Raw genomic sequence first — 21,328 nt, 5'->3', positions numbered from 1 at the left:
TTGGAAAAATTAGAAGTTGCAAATGATTGATTTTGCAACTTTTTCTTTTGAAAAATGGTTGGAATATGTTACACTATATGAGTAGAATAAGAACGGGAGTTTTTTGGAAAATGGTAAATTATAATTTGTTGTATAGTGATCTGAAAGATGTGAAAATACAGGGATTGGGAAAAGTACAACTTGGAAAATTTAATAAATTAGGAGTTCATACTTTGTATGATTTGTTGTATTTTTTTCCAAGAGCATATGAAAATAGAGGAAATAGTAAGAAAATAGATAAAATTTTGGCAGATGAGTTTGTTATTTTAACTGGTACGATTGTAAATATTTCTAGTCAGTTTGCTGCTAGAAGACCGATGTTTAAGGCAATTTTAGCAGATGAAACTGGAATGATTGAGCTTGTTTGGTTTAATAATAAATTTGTGAAAAATTATGTTCATGTGGGGGATGAAGTTTCGGTTTATGGGAAAGTTAGAAAGACAATGAAATTTCAGATGATAAATCCTGAATTTAAAAGGGATGAGCAAATAGCCGAGGCAATGTTGCCGATTTATCCATCGACAGCTTCATTGAAACAACCGACTATTAGAAAAATTGTGGAAAAGGCATTGTTTGAGTATGCATATTTATTGGAGGAAAATATTCCAAAAGAATTGATGGAACAAGAGAATTTGCCGAGTAGGATTAGGGCGATTATGGATATTCATTTTCCGAAGAATGAAGAGGTTATGGAAAGGGCGAAAAGGCGATTTATGCTGGAGGAAATTTTGCTTTTGGAAGCTGGGATTTTGCAGAATAGATTTAAGATTGATCAGGCGAATAGCAATGTTTATAAGTTGGAAGATAAAAAAGGGCTGGTTCGAGAATTTATTGATAGTTTGAATTATGAATTGACAAGGGCTCAGAAGCGGGTAATTACTGAGATTTATAAAGAATTGAAAAATGGAAAAATTGTGAATAGACTAATTCAAGGAGATGTTGGATCAGGGAAAACAATAGTTTCGTTCATTATTCTTTTGTATATTGTTGAAAATGGATATCAAGGTGTGATTATGGCACCAACAGAAATTTTGGCAACGCAGCATTATTTGGGAATTGTGGATCAATTTAATAATTTAGATGTCAGAGTTGAGTTGTTAACTGGGAGTTTGAAAGGGAAGAAAAAGGAAAAAATGTTGCTTGAAATAGAGAATGGCGTGGTTGATATTGTGATTGGGACTCATTCGCTGATAGAGGATAATGTGATTTTTAAGAATTTGGGATTGATTGTAATTGATGAGCAGCATCGTTTTGGAGTGACTCAGAGAAAATTATTAAGGGAAAAGGGAAATTTGGAAAATTTGATTGTAATGAGTGCCACACCAATTCCACGTTCTTTAGCGTTGACGATTTATGGAGATTTGGATGTTTCGATTATTGATGAACTGCCGAAGGGGAGAAGTCCGATTGTTACTAAATGGATAAAATCAGAGGAAGAAAAACGTAAAATGTACGAATTTATTGAGAAAAAATTGAGGAAAGGGCGACAGGCGTATGTTGTTTCGCCTTTGATTGAGGAAAGTGAAACGTTGGGAAATATAAAATCGGCGCAGGAAACTTTTGAGGAATATAGTGCGATTTTTTCAAATTGGAAAATTGGGTTGATTCATGGAAGGCAGAAGTATCAGGAAAAAGAAGAGGTAATGAGGCTTTTCAAAAAGGGAGAAATTGATATTTTAGTTTCGACAACAGTAATTGAAGTTGGGGTGAATGTTCCAAATGCTTCAATTATGGTAATTCGTGATGCACAAAGATTTGGTCTTTCGTCGCTTCATCAGTTGCGAGGAAGAGTTGGTCGTGGAAGTCATCAATCATATTGTTTTTTGGAATCGGAAACTACGAATAAGATTTCGATAAAGCGTTTGGAGGCAATGGAAAGTACAACGGATGGATTTAAAATAGCTGAAGAGGATTTGAAATTAAGAAATTCAGGAGAGATTTTAGGAACTAGGCAGAGTGGGATTTCGGATATGCTGTTTACAGATATTGTGAAAAATGTACGTGAAATAAAGATTGTGAGAGATTTTGTGATAGAATATTTGAAGAATAATAATGGAGATATCGGGAATGAGTTTTTGAAATTGGATATTTATCATAAATTCTTTAATTAATAATTTTAAAAGTTTTTGAGAGTTCGAACACCACTCTTAAATTCTGCTTTTGCTACAAAAATTTGAGGATAGAAAGGAAAAATCTTTATGAAAAGATATTTAGCAGACTTTGGTTTACTTTTAGTTGGAATATTGTGGGGATTGGGATTTGTATTTGTGAAAATTGGATTAAATGAAGGGATAGATCCGTTTTATTTGTCTTCGATAAGATTTTTGCTGGGATTTGTGGCTTTGTATTTGATTTTTAGAAAGAAAGTTAGTAAGATTGTGAAAAGGGATATAAAGGCTGGGATTGTGATAGGATTTTTTCAATTTATGGGATATTTGACACAGACTTATGGATTGACAATGACAACAGCTAGTAAAAATGCATTTTTTACAGCAATAAATGTCGTAATTGTTCCGTATATTTTTTGGATATTGCATAAAAAGAAACCTGATATATTTTCGTTTGTTGCTTCAATTGTTTGTCTGGCAGGAGTTGGAGTTATTAGCTTTGATGCAAATATGAATTTGACGGATATAAATAGAGGGGATATTTTGACAATAATAAGTGCATTCTTTTTTGCGGGACAAATTGCTACGACTGGGTATTTTTCTAGAAAAATAGAGCCGATGAAATTAATATTTATTCAAATGTTAGTTGCTGGAATATTGTTTTTAATAACTCAATTTGTAACGACTGGTGTAAGAGCGTTTACTCCGTTAAGCGGGATGACATTAGTATCGGTAATATATCTAGTATTATTTTCGACAGCAATTCCAACATTGCTACAAACTTTTTGTCAAAAGGCGACAACATCGACAAGAGCTTCGATTTTAATGTCAACAGAATCATTGTTTGCACCGTTATTTGCATTTTTGTTGTTGCATGAAGTGTTGACTTTAAAAGTGATTTTTGGTGCAGGATTAATATTGTTTGCGGTATTGATTTCAGAGACAAAATTGGGATTGGCGAAAATGGAAGATTAAAAATTAATTGTGGAAAGGTAGAAAAATGAAAAAAAATTACAAAAAAATTATAGCTTTGGGAATAATTTTGATTTTGGTTATTTCTTGTGGAAAATCAAAAAAAGATAATGGGAAAAAGGTGGCAAAAGGTGCTGATAAAGTAATTGAGGAAGCTGCAAAAAAAGCTGCTGAAAATCAAAAAAAAGATGACGGAAAAGATAAAAAAATGAATGAGAAAATTGTAGGAAGTTATGTAAGCGGAAATAGTTTAGTTAAAATATACAAGGAAAAAAATGATTATTATATTCAGTGGGGAGAACTGGATATGGAATCGTGGCAAAAGAAAATCGATGCAATGAAGGAAAAAGGTGAAACATACAATACTTTCGATTCAACAGATGTAACTTGGGGAAATTCAGATATTGTAATGTTTAAGCCAATAAAATTAGAAAAAAAAGGTACAAAACTGTATAATCCAAAAATGAAGCAAACTTATTCTATCGTTGAAGCTGATAATGTTTTAATAAAAATTGATGGACACGATGAAATGCAACCAATTTTAAGAAGATTGAGCGAAGATGAAACGAAAAGAATGAAAAATATAGAATTTTTATATGATGGAAATCGACCTTTAGAAGGAACTGATTTTTACAATAAAATTCCTATCGGAATCTAGAAGACCGATTTAACAAATAATTTCAAATATTAGAAAAAAAGAAATGTTCCACTCATTATGAATGGAACATTTTTATTATCTGCAAAATACAATAAGTAATACCACTAGCAATAACAGGCCCTGCAGCAACTCCTTTAAAGAAAACAACTCCCATTATAGTTCCAATAACCAAAGCAACTGTAATTTCTGGTTGTCCGTGAAGTAAGTTGACACCTCTTGCCGAAAGCAAAGAAACAGTGATTCCACTAACGATTGCGACCCATCCAATTGGTGAATGGAAGGCATTTATCAAGTGCTTGAAGCCAATTTCACTTGTAGCGATAGGAATTAAAATAGCGATTGTAATAACTAAAACTCCCCAATTTATCCCTTTCGTACGAAATTGTGCCATTAATTTGTCGGTATGAGGTAAAAATTTTAAAATCATAACGAATATTGTAGCAATTACAATTGATTGATTTTTTGTGATAAATCCAACGAATAAAATTAAGGCTAAAAATAACCAGCTTTCCATGTAAAAAATTCTCCTTTCAAATTTTTGATAATAAACATTTTACCATAAAAATAGTTTTTGTGTTATACTTGTAATAGAGAAATTTTTTTAAAATAAAACGAAAAATTAAAATTTATAGAGGGTTTAAAAAATAATATTTAAAATTATAAAAGATTGTTACAAAATAAGAAGGAAAAATTTAAAAGGAGGAAACAAAATGTCAAGAAATGTATTTATAACTGGAGCGTCAAGTGGAATTGGAAAGGCGATTGCATATACATTTGGAAAAAATGGTGATGATTTGATTTTATGTGCAAGAAGAATTGAGAAATTACAGGAAATTAAAGCTGATATTGAGAGAAAATACGGAGTAAATGTACATATTTTTGAGTTGGATGTAACGAAATATGAAAAAGTTGCAAAAACTGTGAAAAAAATATTGGAAAAAGTTTCGAGAATTGATATTTTGGTAAATAATGCGGGATTGGCTTTGGGACTTGATAAATTTCAAGATTATAGCATTACGGATATGGAAATAATGATAGACACTAATGTGAAAGGTCTTTTGTATGTAAGTCGTGAAATTATACCAAATATGGTGGAAAATAATACAGGGCACATAATTAATATGGGTTCAACTGCTGGAATTTACGCTTATGCAGGTGCAGCGGTTTATTGTGCGACAAAAGCAGCAGTAAGATTTTTAAGCGATGGAATTAGAATTGACACAATTGATAAAAATATTAAGGTTAGCACATTACAGCCAGGAATTGTTGAGACAGATTTTAGTGAAGTCAGATTTCATGGGGATAGAAAGAGAGCGAAAGGAATTTATTTGGGAATTGAAGCATTAAAGCCAGAAGATATCGCAGACATTGCGTTATACGTTGCAAATCAGCCAAAGCACGTTCAAATTACAGATGTAACAATAATGGCTACACAACAAGCGACAGGATTTATGGTTCATAAAAAATAATGTAGAGAACTTGTTTTTTTGAAATATCATGGTAATATAAGAGTAAGGAGGTTGGAAGTAAGAAGAAAATTATTTTAAGAATAATTATATGAAAGAATTGTTAAAATATAAGCGTTATCGTTGTTTTTTGTTTCTTTTTGCAATTAAGATATGATTTAGAAAAGAAACACATGGAGGTAAAAAATATGAAAAGTGTAAAAAAAAGAACTTATGGTTTAAAAAAATTGGGGATAATTAATCCGACGAGAGTTTATCGTAATTTATCACCTGCGATTTTGGTTGAAAAAGCAATTGAAAGAGGAGAAGGGACATTATCATCAACAGGGGCATTGGTAGTGACAACAGGAAAATATACGGGGCGTTCACCTGAGGATAAATTTATTGTTGATACAGAAGCTATTCACGATTCGATTGCGTGGGGAAAAGTGAATAAGCCAATTAGCAAAGAAAAATTTGATTTTATTTATTCAAAAGTTATTGCTTATTTACAAAATAGAGAAATTTTTGTTTTTGATGGTTTTGCTGGGGCTGATCCAACTTGCAGATTAAAATTTAGAATTGTAAATGAATTAGCAAGTCAAAATTTATTCATTCAACAATTGTTAATAAGACCGACAAAAGAAGAATTGGTAAATTATGCGAAAGAAGATTATACAATAATTGCAGCACCTGGATTCAAGTGTAATCCTGAAACTGATGGAGTAAATTCTGAAGCAGCAATTATTATTGACTATGAAGCTAAAAAAGTAGTAATTTGTGGAACTCAATATTCAGGAGAAATCAAAAAGAGTGTGTTCTGCATAATGAATTATTTGATGCCAGAAAGAGATGTATTACCAATGCACTGTTCTGCAAATATGGATGCCGAAACTGGAGAAACAGCAGTATTTTTTGGATTGTCAGGAACTGGGAAAACAACATTGTCAGCTGATCCGAGAAGACTTTTGATTGGAGATGATGAACACGGTTGGTCAGATCATGGGGTTTTCAATTTTGAAGGTGGATGTTATGCAAAATGTATAAATTTAGATAAAAATAATGAACCTGAAATTTATAATGCGATAAGATTTGGAAGTTTGGTTGAAAATGTTGTGATGGATTCTGGAACTAGAAAATTAGACTTTTTTGATGGAAGTTTGACTGAAAATACGAGAGTTGGATATCCGATAGATTATATTGAAAATGCTCAAGTAACAGGAGTTGGACACATTCCAAATGTAATAATTTTCTTAACAGCAGATGCGTTTGGAGTATTGCCACCAATTTCAAGATTATCTAAAGAAGCAGCAATGTATCATTTTATAACAGGATTTACTTCAAAATTAGCTGGAACTGAAAGAGGAGTCACTGAACCACAACCAACATTCTCAACTTGTTTCGGTGAGCCATTTATGCCAAAACGACCTTCAGTTTACGCAAAAATGCTAGGAGAAAAAATTGAAAAATATCACACAAGAGTTTATTTGGTAAATACTGGATGGACAGGTGGACCATACGGAATTGGAGAAAGAATAAAATTGAAATATACTCGTGCTATGATAAATGCAGCTTTAAATGGAGAAATCGAAAATCAAGAATTTGTTCACAATAAATTTTTCAATGTAGATGTTCCGCAAGGTTGTCCAGATGTTCCAGCAGAAATGTTAAATCCTTCAAATACTTGGAATAACAAGGAATCATATGACACATACGCTGAAAAATTAGTAAAAATGTTCAATGACAATTTTGCGAGTAAATATCCAAATATCTCAGAAGATATAGTAAATGCAGGGCCTAGAATAATCGAATAATAACAATCAATTTTATTACTATTGTTTCGTTCAAAAAAATGTGGTATAATTCAATAGAAAGTATTATACTAGGAGTTTGTGTAATATTAAATAGTAATATTAGGAGGAAAAGTTTATGAAAAAATTGGTAGTGTTGTTAGGAATTTTAGGATTTTCAATTTTGGGATTTTCTAGAACAGTTTATGTAAAAAGAGAACCAGCAAGAAAAGTTTATGTGAAGAGAGAAAATTCTAGAAGAATTACAAGAAGAGTAAATCAAATAAAAAGAAAAAATTCTAAAAACAAAGTGGTTTATGTAAAAAGAGAACCAGCAAAAAAATGGTTTATAAAGAAAAGATAAATTAATTAAAGTGAAAAGCTGCACATTCTAAGAAACACAAGTGCAGTTTTTCATTTTATTAGTAATAAAAAATCTTAGAGTGAAAATACAATCTTCAATTATTTTATTCCTTCAATGTCGATAAAAAATAAATAATGTGATATAATAGAATATAGTTGAAATAAAGCCTTAAAATGAAATGAATAAAAAAATTAAAAGGTTTGGAGTGTGGAACTAGAGGAGTACAGTAGTATGCAAAAAAAGATATTTAAATTAATAGGAATGATGGTTTTATTTGGGAATATAGGTTTTTCTGAATATAAAGCAAGGGATGGAAAAGTTTATTATAATAATAATCTTGTAGTAAAAAATTTAGATGTAAATAATTTCAAAGTTTTAGGAAATAATTATGTAACAGACGATAATAAAATATTTTTTATGAACTTGGAAATGAAAAGAGTTGATTTGCCAACATTTGAAGTTTTAGCGAATCAATTATCGAAGGATAAAAATAATGTATATTATAAAGATGAAGTTTTTCCTGATTTGAGTGCGGCAGACCTTAAAATCTATAATGACGAGGATGATGGAGTTGTATATGTTCAAAGCAACGAAAAAATGTATGCTTTCACTGATTTGGAAATAAGAGAATTACAAGGAGTAAATCTAGCATCATTTGAAGTATTGAAAAATGGATATTCAAAAGATAATAAAAAAGTTTATTATGAAGGAATAGTGTTGGAAAATTCTAATCCGACAACATTTAAAATTTTAAATAAAGGATACTCAAAAGATATAAATAATGTTTACTATTTGTCGGAACCTATACAAGATGCAAATCCAAAGGCATTTAATGCATTGAGTGATTCTTATGCTACAGATGGTAAAAATGTTTATTATGGTAATAAAGCTATAAAAGGTGCGGATTTGTTAACATTTGAGGCAATTAATGATTATCCTTTTTACAGTAAAGATAAAAATGGTGTCTACTATAATGGAGTGAAAATTCCAAATGCAGATTCTAAAACATTTGAAGTACTTGATTATGAGTACTCAAAAGATAAAAATAATGTTTATCAAAAAAATAAAGTAGTAAGTAAAGCGAATCCGCAAACATTTGAGTTAATACCAGACACAATTTATGCGAGAGATAATAACAATATCTTTTATAATTTAAATGTAATAGATAGATATAATCCTCAAAATTTTGAGGTAAAAAATTCGTATATATTAAAAAGTAATAATAAAATTTATTATATTGGTTTAAAATTAAATAAAGTGGACGCAGCGACATTTGAAACAGTAAAAGGAAACGACGATCCAGATTTTAGAAGTCCATATGTGAAGGATAAAAAAAGAGTTTATGTTGTAAATGTTTTGAATCCAGATAGAACGATTGAAGAAGTAAAAGGTGCAGATCCTAAAAACTTCAGTATAATTGATCCCGATTATTACATGTATACGAGGGACAAAGGAGATGTTTATTATTACGATGCATCGACAAAAATTTCTAAAATGAAAGGTGCAGATGCGAAATCATTTAAAATATTTGATAATTATTTTTCAAAAGATAAAAAAGATGTTTATTTTAAAAATAGTAAATTGAAAGGAATTAGTTCGAAAAAATTTGATATTTTATTAGAAAATTATTCAATGTATTTCTTACGAGATAAAAATAGTGTATATTTATTTACAATAAATGATCCAATTGATACAACTTGGCAAAAATTGGAAGCAATTCCTACGATAGATCCTGATTCATTTGAAGTACTAGATGATTGGTACTTTAAAGATAAAAACAACGTATATTATTATGATTTGTCAAGAAAAGATAAATTTATGAAAATTCCATTGGCAGATACAGGAACATTTGCTGTTTTGACTGAAGGATATTCAAAAGATGCAAACGATGTGTATTATTATGGTGAAAAAATTGAATCTGTACATCCAGAAGGATTCAAAATTGTAAAAAGTACACCACAAGGGAATTTTATAAAAGATGATGACAATGTATATTTATTTTCTTTACAATATGAAGGAAACAATGATACAAAATACAAGATAAAAGTTTTCAATAATGTGGATGCACCGTCATTTGCAATGTATAATGAATACTATGGAAAAGATAAAAACAATATTTATTATTATGATTTTTCAAATACAGAAGAATTGTTAAAAGTTAACAAGGCAAACAGAAATACTTTCGTAGCATTAAATGAGTATTATGCAAAAGATAGAAACAATGTGTATTGTACAAATAAAGTCTTGAAACGAGCAGACAGTCAAACTTTTGATATAGTTACTGATCAAGATACAGGAGAGCCGTTGGCTAGAGATAAAAATAATATTTACAATAATTATTGTGAGATAAGTGACGAATCAGGTAATGAATAGGTTTTTCATAAAAAGGAGAAAAAAGAAAGGAGTTAGATTTTGTAAATTAATTTTATAAAATCTTGAAAAATATGAAAAGAAAAGGAAATAAAATTTTAACTTTAGGATTGGCGAGTATTATAGTGTTTGCTTGTTCGAGTAATTCGTTGGAAGCAGGAATTTTTAAAAGAAAACCAAAAACAGTTTCGCAAGAGACAACAAACAATGGAACTACAAAAGAAAATAAAAAAAATACTAAAAAAGAGAAATCTCAAAAAAATACAGAAATACCAGTACAACCAACAATAAATCAAGAAAATAAAGCAAATTTATCTATTTCAAAAGAGGAATTAAGTGTTGTTGCTGAGAAAATTTTTAAAAATGAAGCTGGTGGAGTGAAAAATAATTTAGTTTCATGGAATTCTGGAGAAAATTTTCCATCACTAGGAATTGGGCACTTTATTTGGTATAAAAAAGGCGAAAAGGGAGCATTTGAAGAAAGTTTTCCACCATTAGTACAATTTTATAAATCAAAAAATATAAAATTGCCAAAAATTTTGGAAAATAATCAGTATGCACCTTGGAAAAATAAAAAAGAATTTGATGCTTTAAAAGCACAGAAAAACGCAGATATTCAAGAATTGATCAATTTTCTTTATAATACAAAAGATGTTCAAATTGAGTTTATTTTCGAGAGATTGGAAGATTCACTTAATAAAATGTTAGCCGTTGCGAAAGATAAAGAAAATGTGAAAAAACAATTTTATAGAGTTGCCAATTCACCAAATGGACTTTATCCATTAATTGATTATGTGAATTTTAAAGGAGAAGGAACAACAGCAACTGAAAATTACAAAGGAGAAGGATGGGGATTATTGCAAGTCTTGGAAAATATGAAAGGTACTGAAACTGGAAAAGCAGCTTTAGTAGAATTCAGTAATTCAGCAAAATTTGTGTTGGAGAGAAGAGTTAAAAATTCAGATCCTGCTAGAAATGAGAAAAAGTGGTTGCAAGGTTGGTTGAATAGATGTAACACTTATAAACAATAAAATTGATTTTTAGATTGTAATAAGAAAATTACTAAAAAAAGTTAAATAAAAGGGACTGTCTTAAAATGATTAAAGTTTTGAGACAGCCCTTTTTTCTTCGATATAACTTCCACCTTTCTGATGTTTCCGATTATTTTTTCATTTTATGTATAATTTCAGGGATATATTCTTCATTGCAATATTCATTAAAAATATTATAACATCTATCAATGTAATTTCCATTTATATCCCTTGAATTAACTTCATCCATAATTTTGAATGTACTCCTATCAATATTTTCTAATATTTTATCTTTATAAAAAATATTATTCTTATCACTAATATAATTTTTATTAATTATTCCAATTGAATTTTTATCTATTTTTTTAATTTTTTTATCATAATAATAAATATTACTATCATCAGAATAAAAATTAAAACCTATATTTCTAAATTTTTTTGAGTTTTCTACTCTAAAACTGTGAAGTCCACCATCAAATATAAAATAATATATTTTATCATTTATTGCAATAAAATTATCATCTATTATTTTAAAAAAATCTTTTTCTATTTCTGACTTCTTGTCAGATTTAAAATATACTTTATTGTCTGTAACTAAAAATATTTTATCAATTACTTGAATTTCTTTAGGAATAAAATTTAAATAAATTTTATCACGATAGTAAACATTATTTCTGTCTCTTGAATAATCATAGCCTAAAATTTCAAATGTATTTTTATCAACATTTTTTATAATTTTATTTTCAAAATAGATATTATTTTTATCTTTTGAATACTTATCTCTGATTATTTTAAAAGTTTTCTCATCGATTTTTCCAATTTGATCAGTTTTATAATAACCTATTCCATTATTTATAAAATAATCCTTTGAAATTACCTTGAAATCTAACAAATCAGAACTTAAATTAAGTCTATAAATCCAAAATTCATTATCTATATCAGAGTCAGTAACGATATAAATATTATTTTTATTTCTAAAATAGTTTTCGCCAATACTTTTTAAATCTTTATCTTTTAGTTCAATTCCATTTAAAAATTTTATATTAATTCCATTAAAGTAAATATTATTTTTATCTTTTGATATTCCATACTTTAAATTTTGAAAAGTATTCAAATCAATATTGTCTATTTTTTTACCTAAATAATAGATATTTTCTTTTGAAATTAAATATTCATCCTGTATTTTCATATCTGGAGTTATCTTTATTCTATTTGTTATTTTTGCTAAATTTTTATTAGTAAAATTTTTTCCATAAACTGAATAATCTTTACTTTTATATTCATTAATTCCATAATAATAGTATTTATCTTTTATATAATATTTATTGACTACTTCTATATCATTTGTGTTCAAATTATTACTTAAAATCTCACCATTATAAAAAATTCTATATTTATCTTTAGCTATATTTTGTGATAACACCGTAAATGTCTTTGGATCAGAAAAGTCTATCCTCTTTCCTTTATAAAAAGCACTTATATTATTTTTAGCATAAATATCATCAATTATTTCAAAACTTTCTTTATTAATGAATGGTAATTCGTATTCTTTTTTAGTACCTTCAATTTCTTCTCTATAAACTATGGTATCATCTTTAATAATGTAGCCTAAATCTTTAGAGAAAATAAAACTACTAATAACTAATATTAAAATAAAAATATTTTTTTTCAGACTAATCACCCTTTATTCTTTTTTCCAGTTCTTTATTCCAATTTTTAATTATATTCAAATCGTGAAATTGATTATTAAATATAATATTTGGTACAGTTTCATTTTTTTATAAAATTTACAAAAAATTCAAATTCTTACAAATATTTAAGTTTTCCTCTAAAGTCTTCAATAGTTTTATACCCTTTTTCATCCATAATAGCTTTTAATTCTTCAGTAATTCTCTTAAATGCTTCAGGACCTTCCTTATGCAAAGTAGTTCCGATTTGAACCATACTAGCACCACATAAAATGTGTTCAAAGGCATCTCTTCCAGTAAGAACTCCACCAGTTCCAATTATTTGAATAGAAGGATTTAATCTTTTATAAAATGCGTGAACATTTGCAAGAGCAGTGGGTTTAACATATTCTCCTCCAATTCCTCCAAACCCATTTTTAGGCTTAATAAGAACAGTTTCATCATCTAAAATAAGTCCATTTCCAATACTATTAACGCAATTAATAAAAGTTAATGGAAATTTGTTAAATACAGCTGCTGCTTGATCAAAATGAACCATATCAAAGTAAGGTGGCAATTTTATACCTAAAGGTTTTTTGAAATAAGAAAAAATTTCTGTCAATAATTTTTCTGTAGTTTCCAAATCGTAGGCAATTTGTGGTTTTCCAGGGACATTTGGACAAGATAAATTTAATTCAACAAGTCCGTTAAATTCGCTTTCTTGCACTCTTTTCAATAAAGTATGAGTATCTTCAGGCGACATTCCAACTAGTGAAAAGAAGAATGTACGATCTGGATGAGTTTTTTGCAATTCCAACAAATATTCCAAATAGTAATCAAATCCTAAATTTGGTAATCCCATTGAATTAATGCTTCCTAAAGGTACATCTTGGTAACGAGGTGTAGGATTTCCATCTCTAGGACTTAGTGTAGCAGTTTTCGTAACAAAAGTTCCAGCTTCAGAATTTAAAATTTTCTCTAATTCCTCTCTATCAAAGCAGTAAACTCCAGCCGCATTCATAAAACAGTTTTCAAAATTAAATTTTCCAATATGAGTTTTAGTTGATGCCATTTTTTCTCCTCCTAATTTTTATAAAATCAATAATATATCTTTTTTATATTATATCATAAATATTCAAAAATTTTTATTAAATCTCTTTTTTTATAGTTTCTAGCAATGCTTTACAACCTTTGTAAACATCATTATATGTGGTCTCAAAATCTCCAGTATAATAAGGGTCTGCAATTTCACGTTTTTCTCCAGCATATTCAAGAAGCATTTTCACTTCGCCATTAAATCGATTATTTAGAAATTTCTTAATATTAGAAATATTGCTCTCATCCATTCCAATAATGTAATCAAAAGTTAAATCATTATCGTTTAAAATACGTGAAAACATTCCATTCACAGTAATTCCTTCTTTTGCCAAACGTTTTCTTGTTCCGTGATGAACAGGATTTCCATGCTCCCAAGAACTTGTCGCAGCTGAATCAATAAAAATTTTATCTGATAAATTTTCATCTTCAACCATTTTTCTAAAAACAGCCTCAGCCATTGGTGATCGACAAATATTTCCCAGACAAACAAACAGTACTTTTTTCATAAATTCTCCTTCGTTAATATTAAATTCTATAAATATTATACTAAAAAGCAAGTAAAATATCTAGTTGAAAAATAAAAATTCAAAAATTTGACAGATTTTTTTATGTGTGTTATTATACGATTATTGAAAATATGAAAATTTGTAAAACGAGGAGAAGAAAATGGCAAAAACAATTGTACCAAAAAATTATGATCCAAAATGGGATATTATGGAAACAGAAATTGCAATTAAATTGACAAAAGATTTTTTTGAAAGAGAATTAGCAAATACATTAAGTTTAACAAGAATTTCAGCACCGTTATTCGTAAAAAGAGCTACAGGGTTAAATGATAACTTAAATGGTGTGGAAAGACCAGTTGCCTTTGAAATGAAAGAAATTCCAGGAGAAACAATTGAAATCGTTCATTCATTAGCAAAATGGAAAAGATTGGCATTGAAAAGATATGGAGTAGAAGCTGGAAAAGGTATTTATGCTGATATGAATGCAATAAGAAGAGACGAAGATTTAGATAACACACATTCAATTTACGTTGACCAATGGGATTGGGAAAAAGTTTTAACAAAAGAAACTAGAAATGTTGAAACATTAAAAGAAACTGTAAGAAAAATTTTCAGCGTATTCAAAAAAACTCAAAATATGTTAGCTGAAAAATATGAAAAAGCAGAAAAATTCTTACCAGAAGAAGTAACATTTGTAACATCTCAAGAATTAGAAGATTTATATCCTGAATTAACTCCAGAAGAAAGAGAAAATGTTTATGCAAAAGAAAAAGGAGCTATTTTCATTATGCAAATAGGAAAAGTTTTAGCTTCAGGACAAAGACATGACGGAAGAGCACCAGATTATGATGATTGGGAATTAAATGGAGATTTAATCATGTGGAATCCAGTGTTAGACAGATCATTGGAATTATCTTCAATGGGAATCAGAGTAGACAAAGATTCATTAAGAAAACAATTAAAAGAATTGGGATTAGAAGAAAGAGAAAATTTAGACTTCCATAAGTTATTGTTAAATGAAGAATTACCGTTAACAATTGGTGGAGGAATCGGACAATCAAGAATTTGTATGTTCTTATTACAAAAAGCTCATATTGGAGAAGTTCAAGCTTCAATTTGGTCAGACGATATTGTAAAAACTTGCGAAGAAAACGGAATAAATTTATTATAGAATCGAAAATAATTTATGAAATTTTTGAAAGATCAAAAAAAGTTTTTCATTTTTTATAAAATATTAAAAAGAGAGAGAATTTATAAAATTTAATTTTATAAGTTCTCTTTTTTGTATAACAGAAAAATTGAAAATAATAAATAGATATAAAAATTATTAAAATTATGTTATACTACATTGAAAGCAAATAGCCGAATTTTACAAAAAAATTATGGTAAAAAGCATTAAAAATTAGAAAAGAGAAGAAAGATTTCAAAATAAAATTTGAAAAAATATTAGGAGGAAAATTATGTTTTTAGAAAAAACCGAGAGATTAGCATTAGTTGATTTTGAAAATAATCACATTAACTATATCGATTTAGTAAACAACATTAAATATTACTCAGATAATTTTATAAATTTAGGAGAAAATAAATTTGGATTAATTATAATGGAAAATAGACCAGAGTGGATTTACAGTTTCTTTACAATTTGGGATAAGAATTCAGCTGCTATTGCAATTGATGCACAAAGTTCTCCAAAAGAAATTTTGTATGTATTGGAAGATTCAAATCCAGATATAATTATGTGTTCAAACGAAACAGAAAAAAATATTTTAGAAGCAATTTCAAATTATAATTTTAAAGATAATATAAAAGTTTTGAATGTAGATAATTTTAAAATTGATAATGAAAAAATGAAAAAAATTGTAAATTCTCAATTTGAGTTAAGAAATCCAGAAGGAAATCAAATAGCAGCAATGCTTTATACATCAGGAACAACAGGGTCACCAAAAGGAGTTATGTTAACTTACAATAATTTAATGACTGAAATGGAAGGAATTTATGAAAAAGGAATTTTTGATCATAGAGATCAGATTTTAGCATTATTGCCGTTTCATCATGTTTTGCCACTAACAGCAACGGTTCTTTTAATGTTAAGATACCAAACTTCAATAGTTTTTGTAAGAAAAATCGCAAGTAAAGAGATTTTTGAAGCATTAGAAAAAAATAGAGTAACTGCATTAATAGGAGTTCCAAGAGTATTCAAACTATTTTATGATGGAATAAAACAACAAATAGATGCAAAATTTATAACAAGAGCAATTTTCAAAATAATGAGTAAAAGTAAATCTATTCCTCTAAAAAGAAAAGTATTTTCAAAAGTTCATAAAAAATTTGGAGGACATTTAGATTTCATCGTTGCAGGTGGAGCCAAATTAGATCCAGAAATTGCTAGATTTTATGAAACTTTAGGAATCTATTCGTTGGAAGGATACGGATTAACAGAAACTTCGCCAGTTATTGCTGTAAATTCAAAAAATGAAAGAAAAATCGGAACAATTGGAAAAAAATTATACAATGTTGATGTAAAAATTGAGAATGAAGAACTTTGGGTAAAAGGCCCTATCGTTATGAAAGGATATTACAACAAGCCAGAAAAAACAGCAGAAGTAATGACAGAAGACGGTTGGTTCAAAACAGGAGATTTAGCAAAAATAGACGAAGAAGGCTACATCACTATAATTGGAAGAAGAAATAGTATGATTGTCCTATCAAATGGGAAAAATATTGATCCTGAAACTCTTGAAAACAGATTAATAGCTAAAAGTGATAAATTAATAAAAGAAGCAGGAATTTTCAATCATCAAAATAAGTTAGCAGCCATAATAATTCCTGATTTATTAGAATGTAGAAAAAGAAATATCAATAACGTAAAAACTTATATAAAAAATATAGTTGAAGATTATAATTTATCTGCTCACAATTATGAAAAAGTGTTAGATTATAAAGTTTTTGAAGAAGAATTACCAAAAACAAGAGTCGGTAAATTACGAAGATTCATGCTTCCAAATTTATACGAACAAAATGTTGTAAAAAAAGCAAAAGTAACAGAACCAGACAATGAAGTATATAAAATTTTAAAAGAATATGTGAAAAAAGCGAAAGGAATTGAACCTCAACCAGAAGAAAATCTAGAATTAGAAATTGGTATGGATTCACTAGATATAGTTGAATTTTTTGCCTATATCGAAAATAATTTTGGATTGCAATTAGATGAAGAAAAATTCGCTGAAATGCCTAATTTAAAACTTTTATCAGAATATATTAATGAAAAAGCAGTGAAAATTGAAAATAATGAAATAAATTGGAAACAAATAATCGAAGAAGCCAAACCCATAAAAGATGACAAAAATCGTTGGATTACAAAATTTTTAAAAGTATTTTTAGATGTAATAATAAAAGTATATTTTAGAATCCAAAGAAATGGAAGAGAAAAATTAGATCCTAAACCAAAAATTTATGTTTCAAACCACCAAAGTTTCATTGATCCATTAATTTTAGGAAGTTTGCTACCAAAATCAATCCTTTATAACACAATATTTTTAGCAATAGACTGGTATTTCAAAAAATTTCCTCTAAAATTATTAGTAAGTAATGGAAATGTAATTTTGATTGATATAAATAAAAACATCAGAAAAAGTGTAGAGGAAATTGTAGGATATTTAAAAAGTGGAAAAAATGTGTTAATTTTCCCAGAAGGTGCAAGAACAAAAGATGGAAAAGTTGCTGAATTTAAAAAAGTATTCGCAATTATTTCTAAAGAATTAGGGATAGATGTACAATGTTTAGGAATAAAAGGAGGATTTGAAGCATATTCAAGATATATGAAATTTCCTAAACCTAAAAAAATAAAAGTAGCAGTCCTAGATATAATCAAACCAGAAGGTTCATATGAAGAAATAGCTGAAAAAGCAAAAGAAATAATAACAAAATATGTTGAAAGCGAATAAAAAGCACATAATTTGATCCCCTTTGATTCTAAAAAACTAATGAATTAAAGGGGATTGAAAAAAATAAATAAAAAAAATAAAAAAAGTGTTGACAAAAATAAAAGGCTATGATATACTAATTGAGTAGTTGTGAAAAACATAAGAGAGGTAACAATTATGCCTTGGTGGCGAAATCGGTAGACGCACAGGACTTAAAATCCTGTGGAAGCAATTCCGTGCCGGTTCAAGTCCGGCCCGAGGCACCACAAAAAAGATATGCGGGAGTAGCTCAGTTGGTAGAGCGTCAGCCTTCCAAGCTGAATGTCGCGAGTTCGACCCTCGTCTCCCGCTCCAAATTGAGAGCCATTAGCTCAGTCGGTAGAGCACTTGACTTTTAATCAAGGTGTCACTGGTTCGATCCCAGTATGGCTCACCATTTTAATAAAGAAAAAAATAATGATGTGTACCTGTAGCTCAGTTGGATAGAGCAACGGCCTTCTAAGCCGTGGGCCAGGAGTTCGAATCTCTTCAGGTACGCCATTAAGGATCCATAGCTCAGCTGGTTAGAGCACTCGGCTCATAACCGAGCGGTCGCTGGTTCAAGTCCAGCTGGATCCACCAAGAAAGAGTTTTGCGGCCTTCGTCTAGTGGTTAGGACTCCAGGTTTTCATCCTGGCAACAGGGGTTCGATCCCCCTAGGCCGTACCATTAAAATTTAGAATTTAAATTAATAATAATTATTTGCTTTTAGTATGGGTGGATGTCCGAACGGCTAAGGGACCGGTCTTGAAAACCGGCGAAATCGCAAGATGTCTGGGTTCGAATCCCAGTTCACCCGCCATTTTGCCCAGATAGCTCAGTCGGTAGAGCAAGGGACTGAAAATCCCTGTGTCCGTGGTTCGATTCCGCGTCTGGGCACCATTTAAAAAGTATTAATATGCCTTGGTGGCGAAATCGGTAGACGCACAGGACTTAAAATCCTGTGGAAGCAATTCCGTGCCGGTTCAAGTCCGGCCCGAGGCACCACAAAAAAGATATGCGGGAGTAGCTCAGTTGGTAGAGCGTCAGCCTTCCAAGCTGAATGTCGCGAGTTCGACCCTCGTCTCCCGCTCCAAATTGAGAGCCATTAGCTCAGTCGGTAGAGCACTTGACTTTTAATCAAGGTGTCACTGGTTCGATCCCAGTATGGCTCACCATTTTAATAAAGAAAAAATAATGATGTGTACCTGTAGCTCAGTTGGATAGAGCAACGGCCTTCTAAGCCGTGGGCCAGGAGTTCGAATCTCTTCAGGTACGCCATTAAGGATCCATAGCTCAGCTGGTTAGAGCACTCGGCTCATAACCGAGCGGTCGCTGGTTCAAGTCCAGCTGGATCCACCAAGAAAGAGTTCTGCGGCCTTCGTCTAGTGGTTAGGACTCCAGGTTTTCATCCTGGCAACAGGGGTTCGATCCCCCTAGGCCGTACCATTTAAAATTCAGAATTTAAATTAATAATTTTATTAAAAACTATGAAAGTAAATAAATAAAAAGTTAAGATAAAGACAATGGAAGAAGATATAATATCTTCTTTTTTTTGTTTACAGAGAAAAAATTTATTTTTTATTAAACTCACTTAATAGATCTTTTCTTACTTTTCTCATTTTTCATTCGTATATAAAAATTTCTTTAAATTATAGGAAATATTCAAAAGTGTGATTATTACTGGGAAAAATTTATTTTTTTATTTTCAAAATATAGAAAAATAAAAAAAATATTTGACATTTTTAAAAAAATATAGTATAAATATTAAAAATAAATTAAAAAGAGGTGAAAGGGAATGGGTTATTTGAAAAAAGGAATTAAAAGAAAGAACAAGGGATTTACTTTGATTGAAGTTATTTTAGTAGTTGCGATTATTACTATAATTTCGGCGATTGCGATACCGCAAGTTGGGAAATATTTGAATAAGGCTAATAGAAGTAAGGTTGTTGGCGCGGTTGCAGATTTGAATAATAGTTCGACTTCTTGGAGTGTTGATAATGGTGGTGATTTACCTAAAAATTTGCAAGATGTTTTGAAAGAATATGATAATTTGAATAGATTAGGAATTGGACTACAAAATAATGGTAATTTTAAGATAGGAAATATTGAAGGAGTTGTTATTTATGATAAAGGGGAGGTTTATGCGAAGATTAATAGTAGTAGTAAGGCTTTTCCTGGAGAAGAGATAAGAAAATAGATGTTAGGGTTTTGTTTAGGATTGATAAAATATGTTGTTTTAGTAAGGATATGTTTTATAGATTTTAGAGAGAAAATTATTAAGGATAGAGATTTAGTAATCTTATTAGTTATTGGGATTTTGCTTGGTATTGAGAGAAATAATTTTGAAAAGGTGTATTTGGGATGGTGTGCGTTTTCGATGCCGTTATTGATTTTATATATAGTTGAGGACTATTTTAAAAAGGAATTGATTGGATTTGGAGATGTAAAATTAATGATTGTCATAGGTGGGTTGTTGAAGTATAGAGATTTTAGACAAGTGTTATTTTTTTATCAGAATTTATATTTTTTGTCGGCAGCTATTGTGGTTTTGGTGTTGGTTTATTGGAGGATGAGAGGGAAAAGAGGAGAGTATGTGCCATTTGCTCCGTATATTATTTTGAATTATTTGTTATTTGAAAAGTTTTTTATGTGATGGATAAGTAAAAAAATGGGGAATAGATGATAGTTTTAAGAGATAGTAGAAAAAATCAAATAGTGAAAAATATTTTTGTAAATAAAAGATGCTAGTTTTTAAAAAATTATTTGAAAATTCTAGAAAAATTGTTTTAAAATTGTAAAAAAGATAATAAAGAATATATTAATTATTTAAAAATATTTGAATAGGTTGATTATTATTGATTTGAATAGACTGGTTATTATTGAGGGGGAAGAAGTTTGGGAAAGAATAGTGGAGAAATGCTTATAGAGAGTTTGCTTTCGATGTTTTTTATTGTAAGTGTTTTGTTTCCAATAGCGAATATTTTTTTGAAGACATTTAGAGTGAATGTGAAATCAGATGATGAAAAAAAGAGTAACTTGCAAAGTGAAAATATGTTGGAATTATTGAGAGGTGTTGATTATTTGAGAATATTTAATTTTCAAGGACAGTATGATATCAAAGGGATGCAGGAATTTTATAGTAGATTTATGATTGATGATAAATATAGAATTTTAGGAAATGATTTATTTGAAAAGAATAAAAAAGTGAAGATATCTTCGACGGAATATTATTATGTTAATGAAAATAATGAGAAGGAATATATTTTTGAGATTGAGGTTGACGGGATAAAGAGGTATTATTTTCCAAAAATTTCGTAATGTAGATGAAAGAGTGAG

Annotated in this window: 17 protein-coding genes and 14 tRNA genes; 27 read left to right on the top strand and 4 right to left on the bottom strand. The window is 29.2% G+C overall.

Going from position 1 to position 21,328, the window contains the following annotated elements; translation table 11 throughout:
- Positions 1 to 110: 110 nt before the first annotated feature.
- The 3 genes from recG to J4863_RS07290 all read left to right on the top strand — a co-directional run bounded on the left by recG (position 111) and on the right by J4863_RS07290 (position 3,777).
- A complete protein-coding gene (gene recG, locus J4863_RS07300; protein WP_211618108.1) occupies positions 111 to 2,150 on the top strand; it encodes an ATP-dependent DNA helicase RecG in 2,040 nt (679 codons plus the stop codon).
- Between the two features lie 87 nt (positions 2,151 to 2,237).
- Entirely contained in the window at positions 2,238 to 3,122 is an 885-nt protein-coding gene (locus J4863_RS07295; protein WP_211618107.1) for a DMT family transporter, read from the top strand.
- 25 nt (positions 3,123 to 3,147) lie between these two features.
- Positions 3,148 to 3,777, top strand: coding sequence for a hypothetical protein (locus J4863_RS07290; protein ID WP_211618106.1), 630 nt, complete (start codon positions 3,148 to 3,150; stop codon positions 3,775 to 3,777).
- A 55-nt stretch (positions 3,778 to 3,832) separates the two neighbouring features.
- Here the strand turns inward: J4863_RS07290 and J4863_RS07285 are convergent, their stop codons facing one another.
- Positions 3,833 to 4,291, bottom strand: coding sequence for a DUF441 domain-containing protein (locus J4863_RS07285; RefSeq protein ID WP_211618105.1), 459 nt, complete (start codon positions 4,289 to 4,291; stop codon positions 3,833 to 3,835).
- A gap of 196 nt (positions 4,292 to 4,487) precedes the next feature.
- On the opposite strand from J4863_RS07285, the gene J4863_RS07280 reads away from it, so the two are divergent.
- The 5 genes from J4863_RS07280 (at position 4,488) to J4863_RS07260 (ending at position 10,777) form a co-directional block, all read left to right on the top strand.
- Positions 4,488 to 5,246 (top strand): SDR family NAD(P)-dependent oxidoreductase, encoded by a 759-nt coding sequence (locus tag J4863_RS07280; RefSeq protein WP_211618104.1) that lies wholly within the window; start codon positions 4,488 to 4,490, stop codon positions 5,244 to 5,246.
- A gap of 185 nt (positions 5,247 to 5,431) precedes the next feature.
- Positions 5,432 to 7,036, top strand: coding sequence for a phosphoenolpyruvate carboxykinase (ATP) (gene pckA / locus J4863_RS07275; protein ID WP_211618103.1), 1,605 nt, complete (start codon positions 5,432 to 5,434; stop codon positions 7,034 to 7,036).
- Between the two features lie 115 nt (positions 7,037 to 7,151).
- The gene (locus J4863_RS07270; RefSeq protein WP_211618102.1) at positions 7,152 to 7,376 is read left to right on the top strand and encodes a hypothetical protein; all 225 of its coding nucleotides are present in this window, start codon (positions 7,152 to 7,154) and stop codon (positions 7,374 to 7,376) included.
- Between the two features lie 231 nt (positions 7,377 to 7,607).
- Positions 7,608 to 9,749, top strand: coding sequence for a DKNYY domain-containing protein (locus J4863_RS07265; protein ID WP_211618101.1), 2,142 nt, complete (start codon positions 7,608 to 7,610; stop codon positions 9,747 to 9,749).
- Between the two features lie 71 nt (positions 9,750 to 9,820).
- Positions 9,821 to 10,777, top strand: coding sequence for a hypothetical protein (locus J4863_RS07260; protein WP_211618100.1), 957 nt, complete (start codon positions 9,821 to 9,823; stop codon positions 10,775 to 10,777).
- A 130-nt stretch (positions 10,778 to 10,907) separates the two neighbouring features.
- Here J4863_RS07260 and J4863_RS07255 read toward each other — a convergent pair whose 3' ends face one another.
- The 3 genes from J4863_RS07255 to J4863_RS07245 form a co-directional block, all read right to left on the bottom strand.
- Entirely contained in the window at positions 10,908 to 12,458 is a 1,551-nt protein-coding gene (locus J4863_RS07255; RefSeq protein ID WP_211618099.1) for a DKNYY domain-containing protein, read from the bottom strand.
- Between the two features lie 125 nt (positions 12,459 to 12,583).
- A complete protein-coding gene (locus tag J4863_RS07250) occupies positions 12,584 to 13,516 on the bottom strand; it encodes a dihydroorotate oxidase (protein WP_211618098.1) in 933 nt (310 codons plus the stop codon).
- 76 nt (positions 13,517 to 13,592) lie between these two features.
- On the bottom strand, positions 13,593 to 14,048 hold the full coding sequence (locus J4863_RS07245) for a low molecular weight protein-tyrosine-phosphatase (protein ID WP_211618097.1): 456 nt from the start codon (positions 14,046 to 14,048) through the stop codon (positions 13,593 to 13,595).
- Between the two features lie 160 nt (positions 14,049 to 14,208).
- On the opposite strand from J4863_RS07245, the gene asnA reads away from it, so the two are divergent.
- From asnA to J4863_RS07150, 19 genes are all read left to right on the top strand, one after another.
- The gene (gene asnA, locus J4863_RS07240) at positions 14,209 to 15,219 is read left to right on the top strand and encodes an aspartate--ammonia ligase (protein ID WP_211618096.1); all 1,011 of its coding nucleotides are present in this window, start codon (positions 14,209 to 14,211) and stop codon (positions 15,217 to 15,219) included.
- Positions 15,220 to 15,508: 289 nt separating this feature from the next.
- Entirely contained in the window at positions 15,509 to 17,992 is a 2,484-nt protein-coding gene (locus tag J4863_RS07235; protein ID WP_211618095.1) for an AMP-binding protein, read from the top strand.
- Positions 17,993 to 18,150: 158 nt separating this feature from the next.
- Positions 18,151 to 18,237: transfer RNA gene (locus J4863_RS07230), tRNA-Leu, on the top strand.
- Between the two features lie 12 nt (positions 18,238 to 18,249).
- A tRNA-Gly gene (locus J4863_RS07225) sits at positions 18,250 to 18,325 on the top strand.
- Positions 18,326 to 18,331: 6 nt separating this feature from the next.
- A tRNA-Lys gene (locus J4863_RS07220) sits at positions 18,332 to 18,407 on the top strand.
- 27 nt (positions 18,408 to 18,434) lie between these two features.
- Positions 18,435 to 18,511: transfer RNA gene (locus tag J4863_RS07215), tRNA-Arg, on the top strand.
- 4 nt (positions 18,512 to 18,515) lie between these two features.
- Positions 18,516 to 18,592, top strand: a tRNA-Ile gene (locus J4863_RS07210).
- A gap of 12 nt (positions 18,593 to 18,604) precedes the next feature.
- Positions 18,605 to 18,679, top strand: a tRNA-Glu gene (locus J4863_RS07205).
- Positions 18,680 to 18,725: 46 nt separating this feature from the next.
- Positions 18,726 to 18,812: transfer RNA gene (locus tag J4863_RS07200), tRNA-Ser, on the top strand.
- A gap of 4 nt (positions 18,813 to 18,816) precedes the next feature.
- Positions 18,817 to 18,892: transfer RNA gene (locus J4863_RS07195), tRNA-Phe, on the top strand.
- An 18-nt stretch (positions 18,893 to 18,910) separates the two neighbouring features.
- Positions 18,911 to 18,997 (top strand) — tRNA-Leu (locus J4863_RS07190).
- Between the two features lie 12 nt (positions 18,998 to 19,009).
- A tRNA-Gly gene (locus J4863_RS07185) sits at positions 19,010 to 19,085 on the top strand.
- 6 nt (positions 19,086 to 19,091) lie between these two features.
- Positions 19,092 to 19,167: transfer RNA gene (locus J4863_RS07180), tRNA-Lys, on the top strand.
- A gap of 26 nt (positions 19,168 to 19,193) precedes the next feature.
- Positions 19,194 to 19,270, top strand: a tRNA-Arg gene (locus J4863_RS07175).
- Between the two features lie 4 nt (positions 19,271 to 19,274).
- Positions 19,275 to 19,351: transfer RNA gene (locus J4863_RS07170), tRNA-Ile, on the top strand.
- A 12-nt stretch (positions 19,352 to 19,363) separates the two neighbouring features.
- Positions 19,364 to 19,438 (top strand) — tRNA-Glu (locus J4863_RS07165).
- 349 nt (positions 19,439 to 19,787) lie between these two features.
- A complete protein-coding gene (locus J4863_RS07160; RefSeq protein ID WP_211618094.1) occupies positions 19,788 to 20,189 on the top strand; it encodes a type II secretion system protein in 402 nt (133 codons plus the stop codon).
- Positions 20,190 to 20,645, top strand: coding sequence for an A24 family peptidase (locus J4863_RS07155; protein WP_211618093.1), 456 nt, complete (start codon positions 20,190 to 20,192; stop codon positions 20,643 to 20,645).
- A 242-nt stretch (positions 20,646 to 20,887) separates the two neighbouring features.
- Positions 20,888 to 21,310: a hypothetical protein gene (locus J4863_RS07150; RefSeq protein WP_211618092.1), complete on the top strand. Its 423-nt coding sequence runs from the start codon at positions 20,888 to 20,890 to the stop codon at positions 21,308 to 21,310.
- Positions 21,311 to 21,328: the final 18 nt, after the last annotated feature.

The sequence above is a fragment of the Leptotrichia sp. oral taxon 221 genome (assembly GCF_018128245.1).
Classification (GTDB): Bacteria; Fusobacteriota; Fusobacteriia; order Fusobacteriales; family Leptotrichiaceae; genus JABCPH02.
The sequence above is the reverse complement of the archived record's forward strand: the minus strand, read 5'-3'. Positions and strand labels throughout refer to the sequence as shown.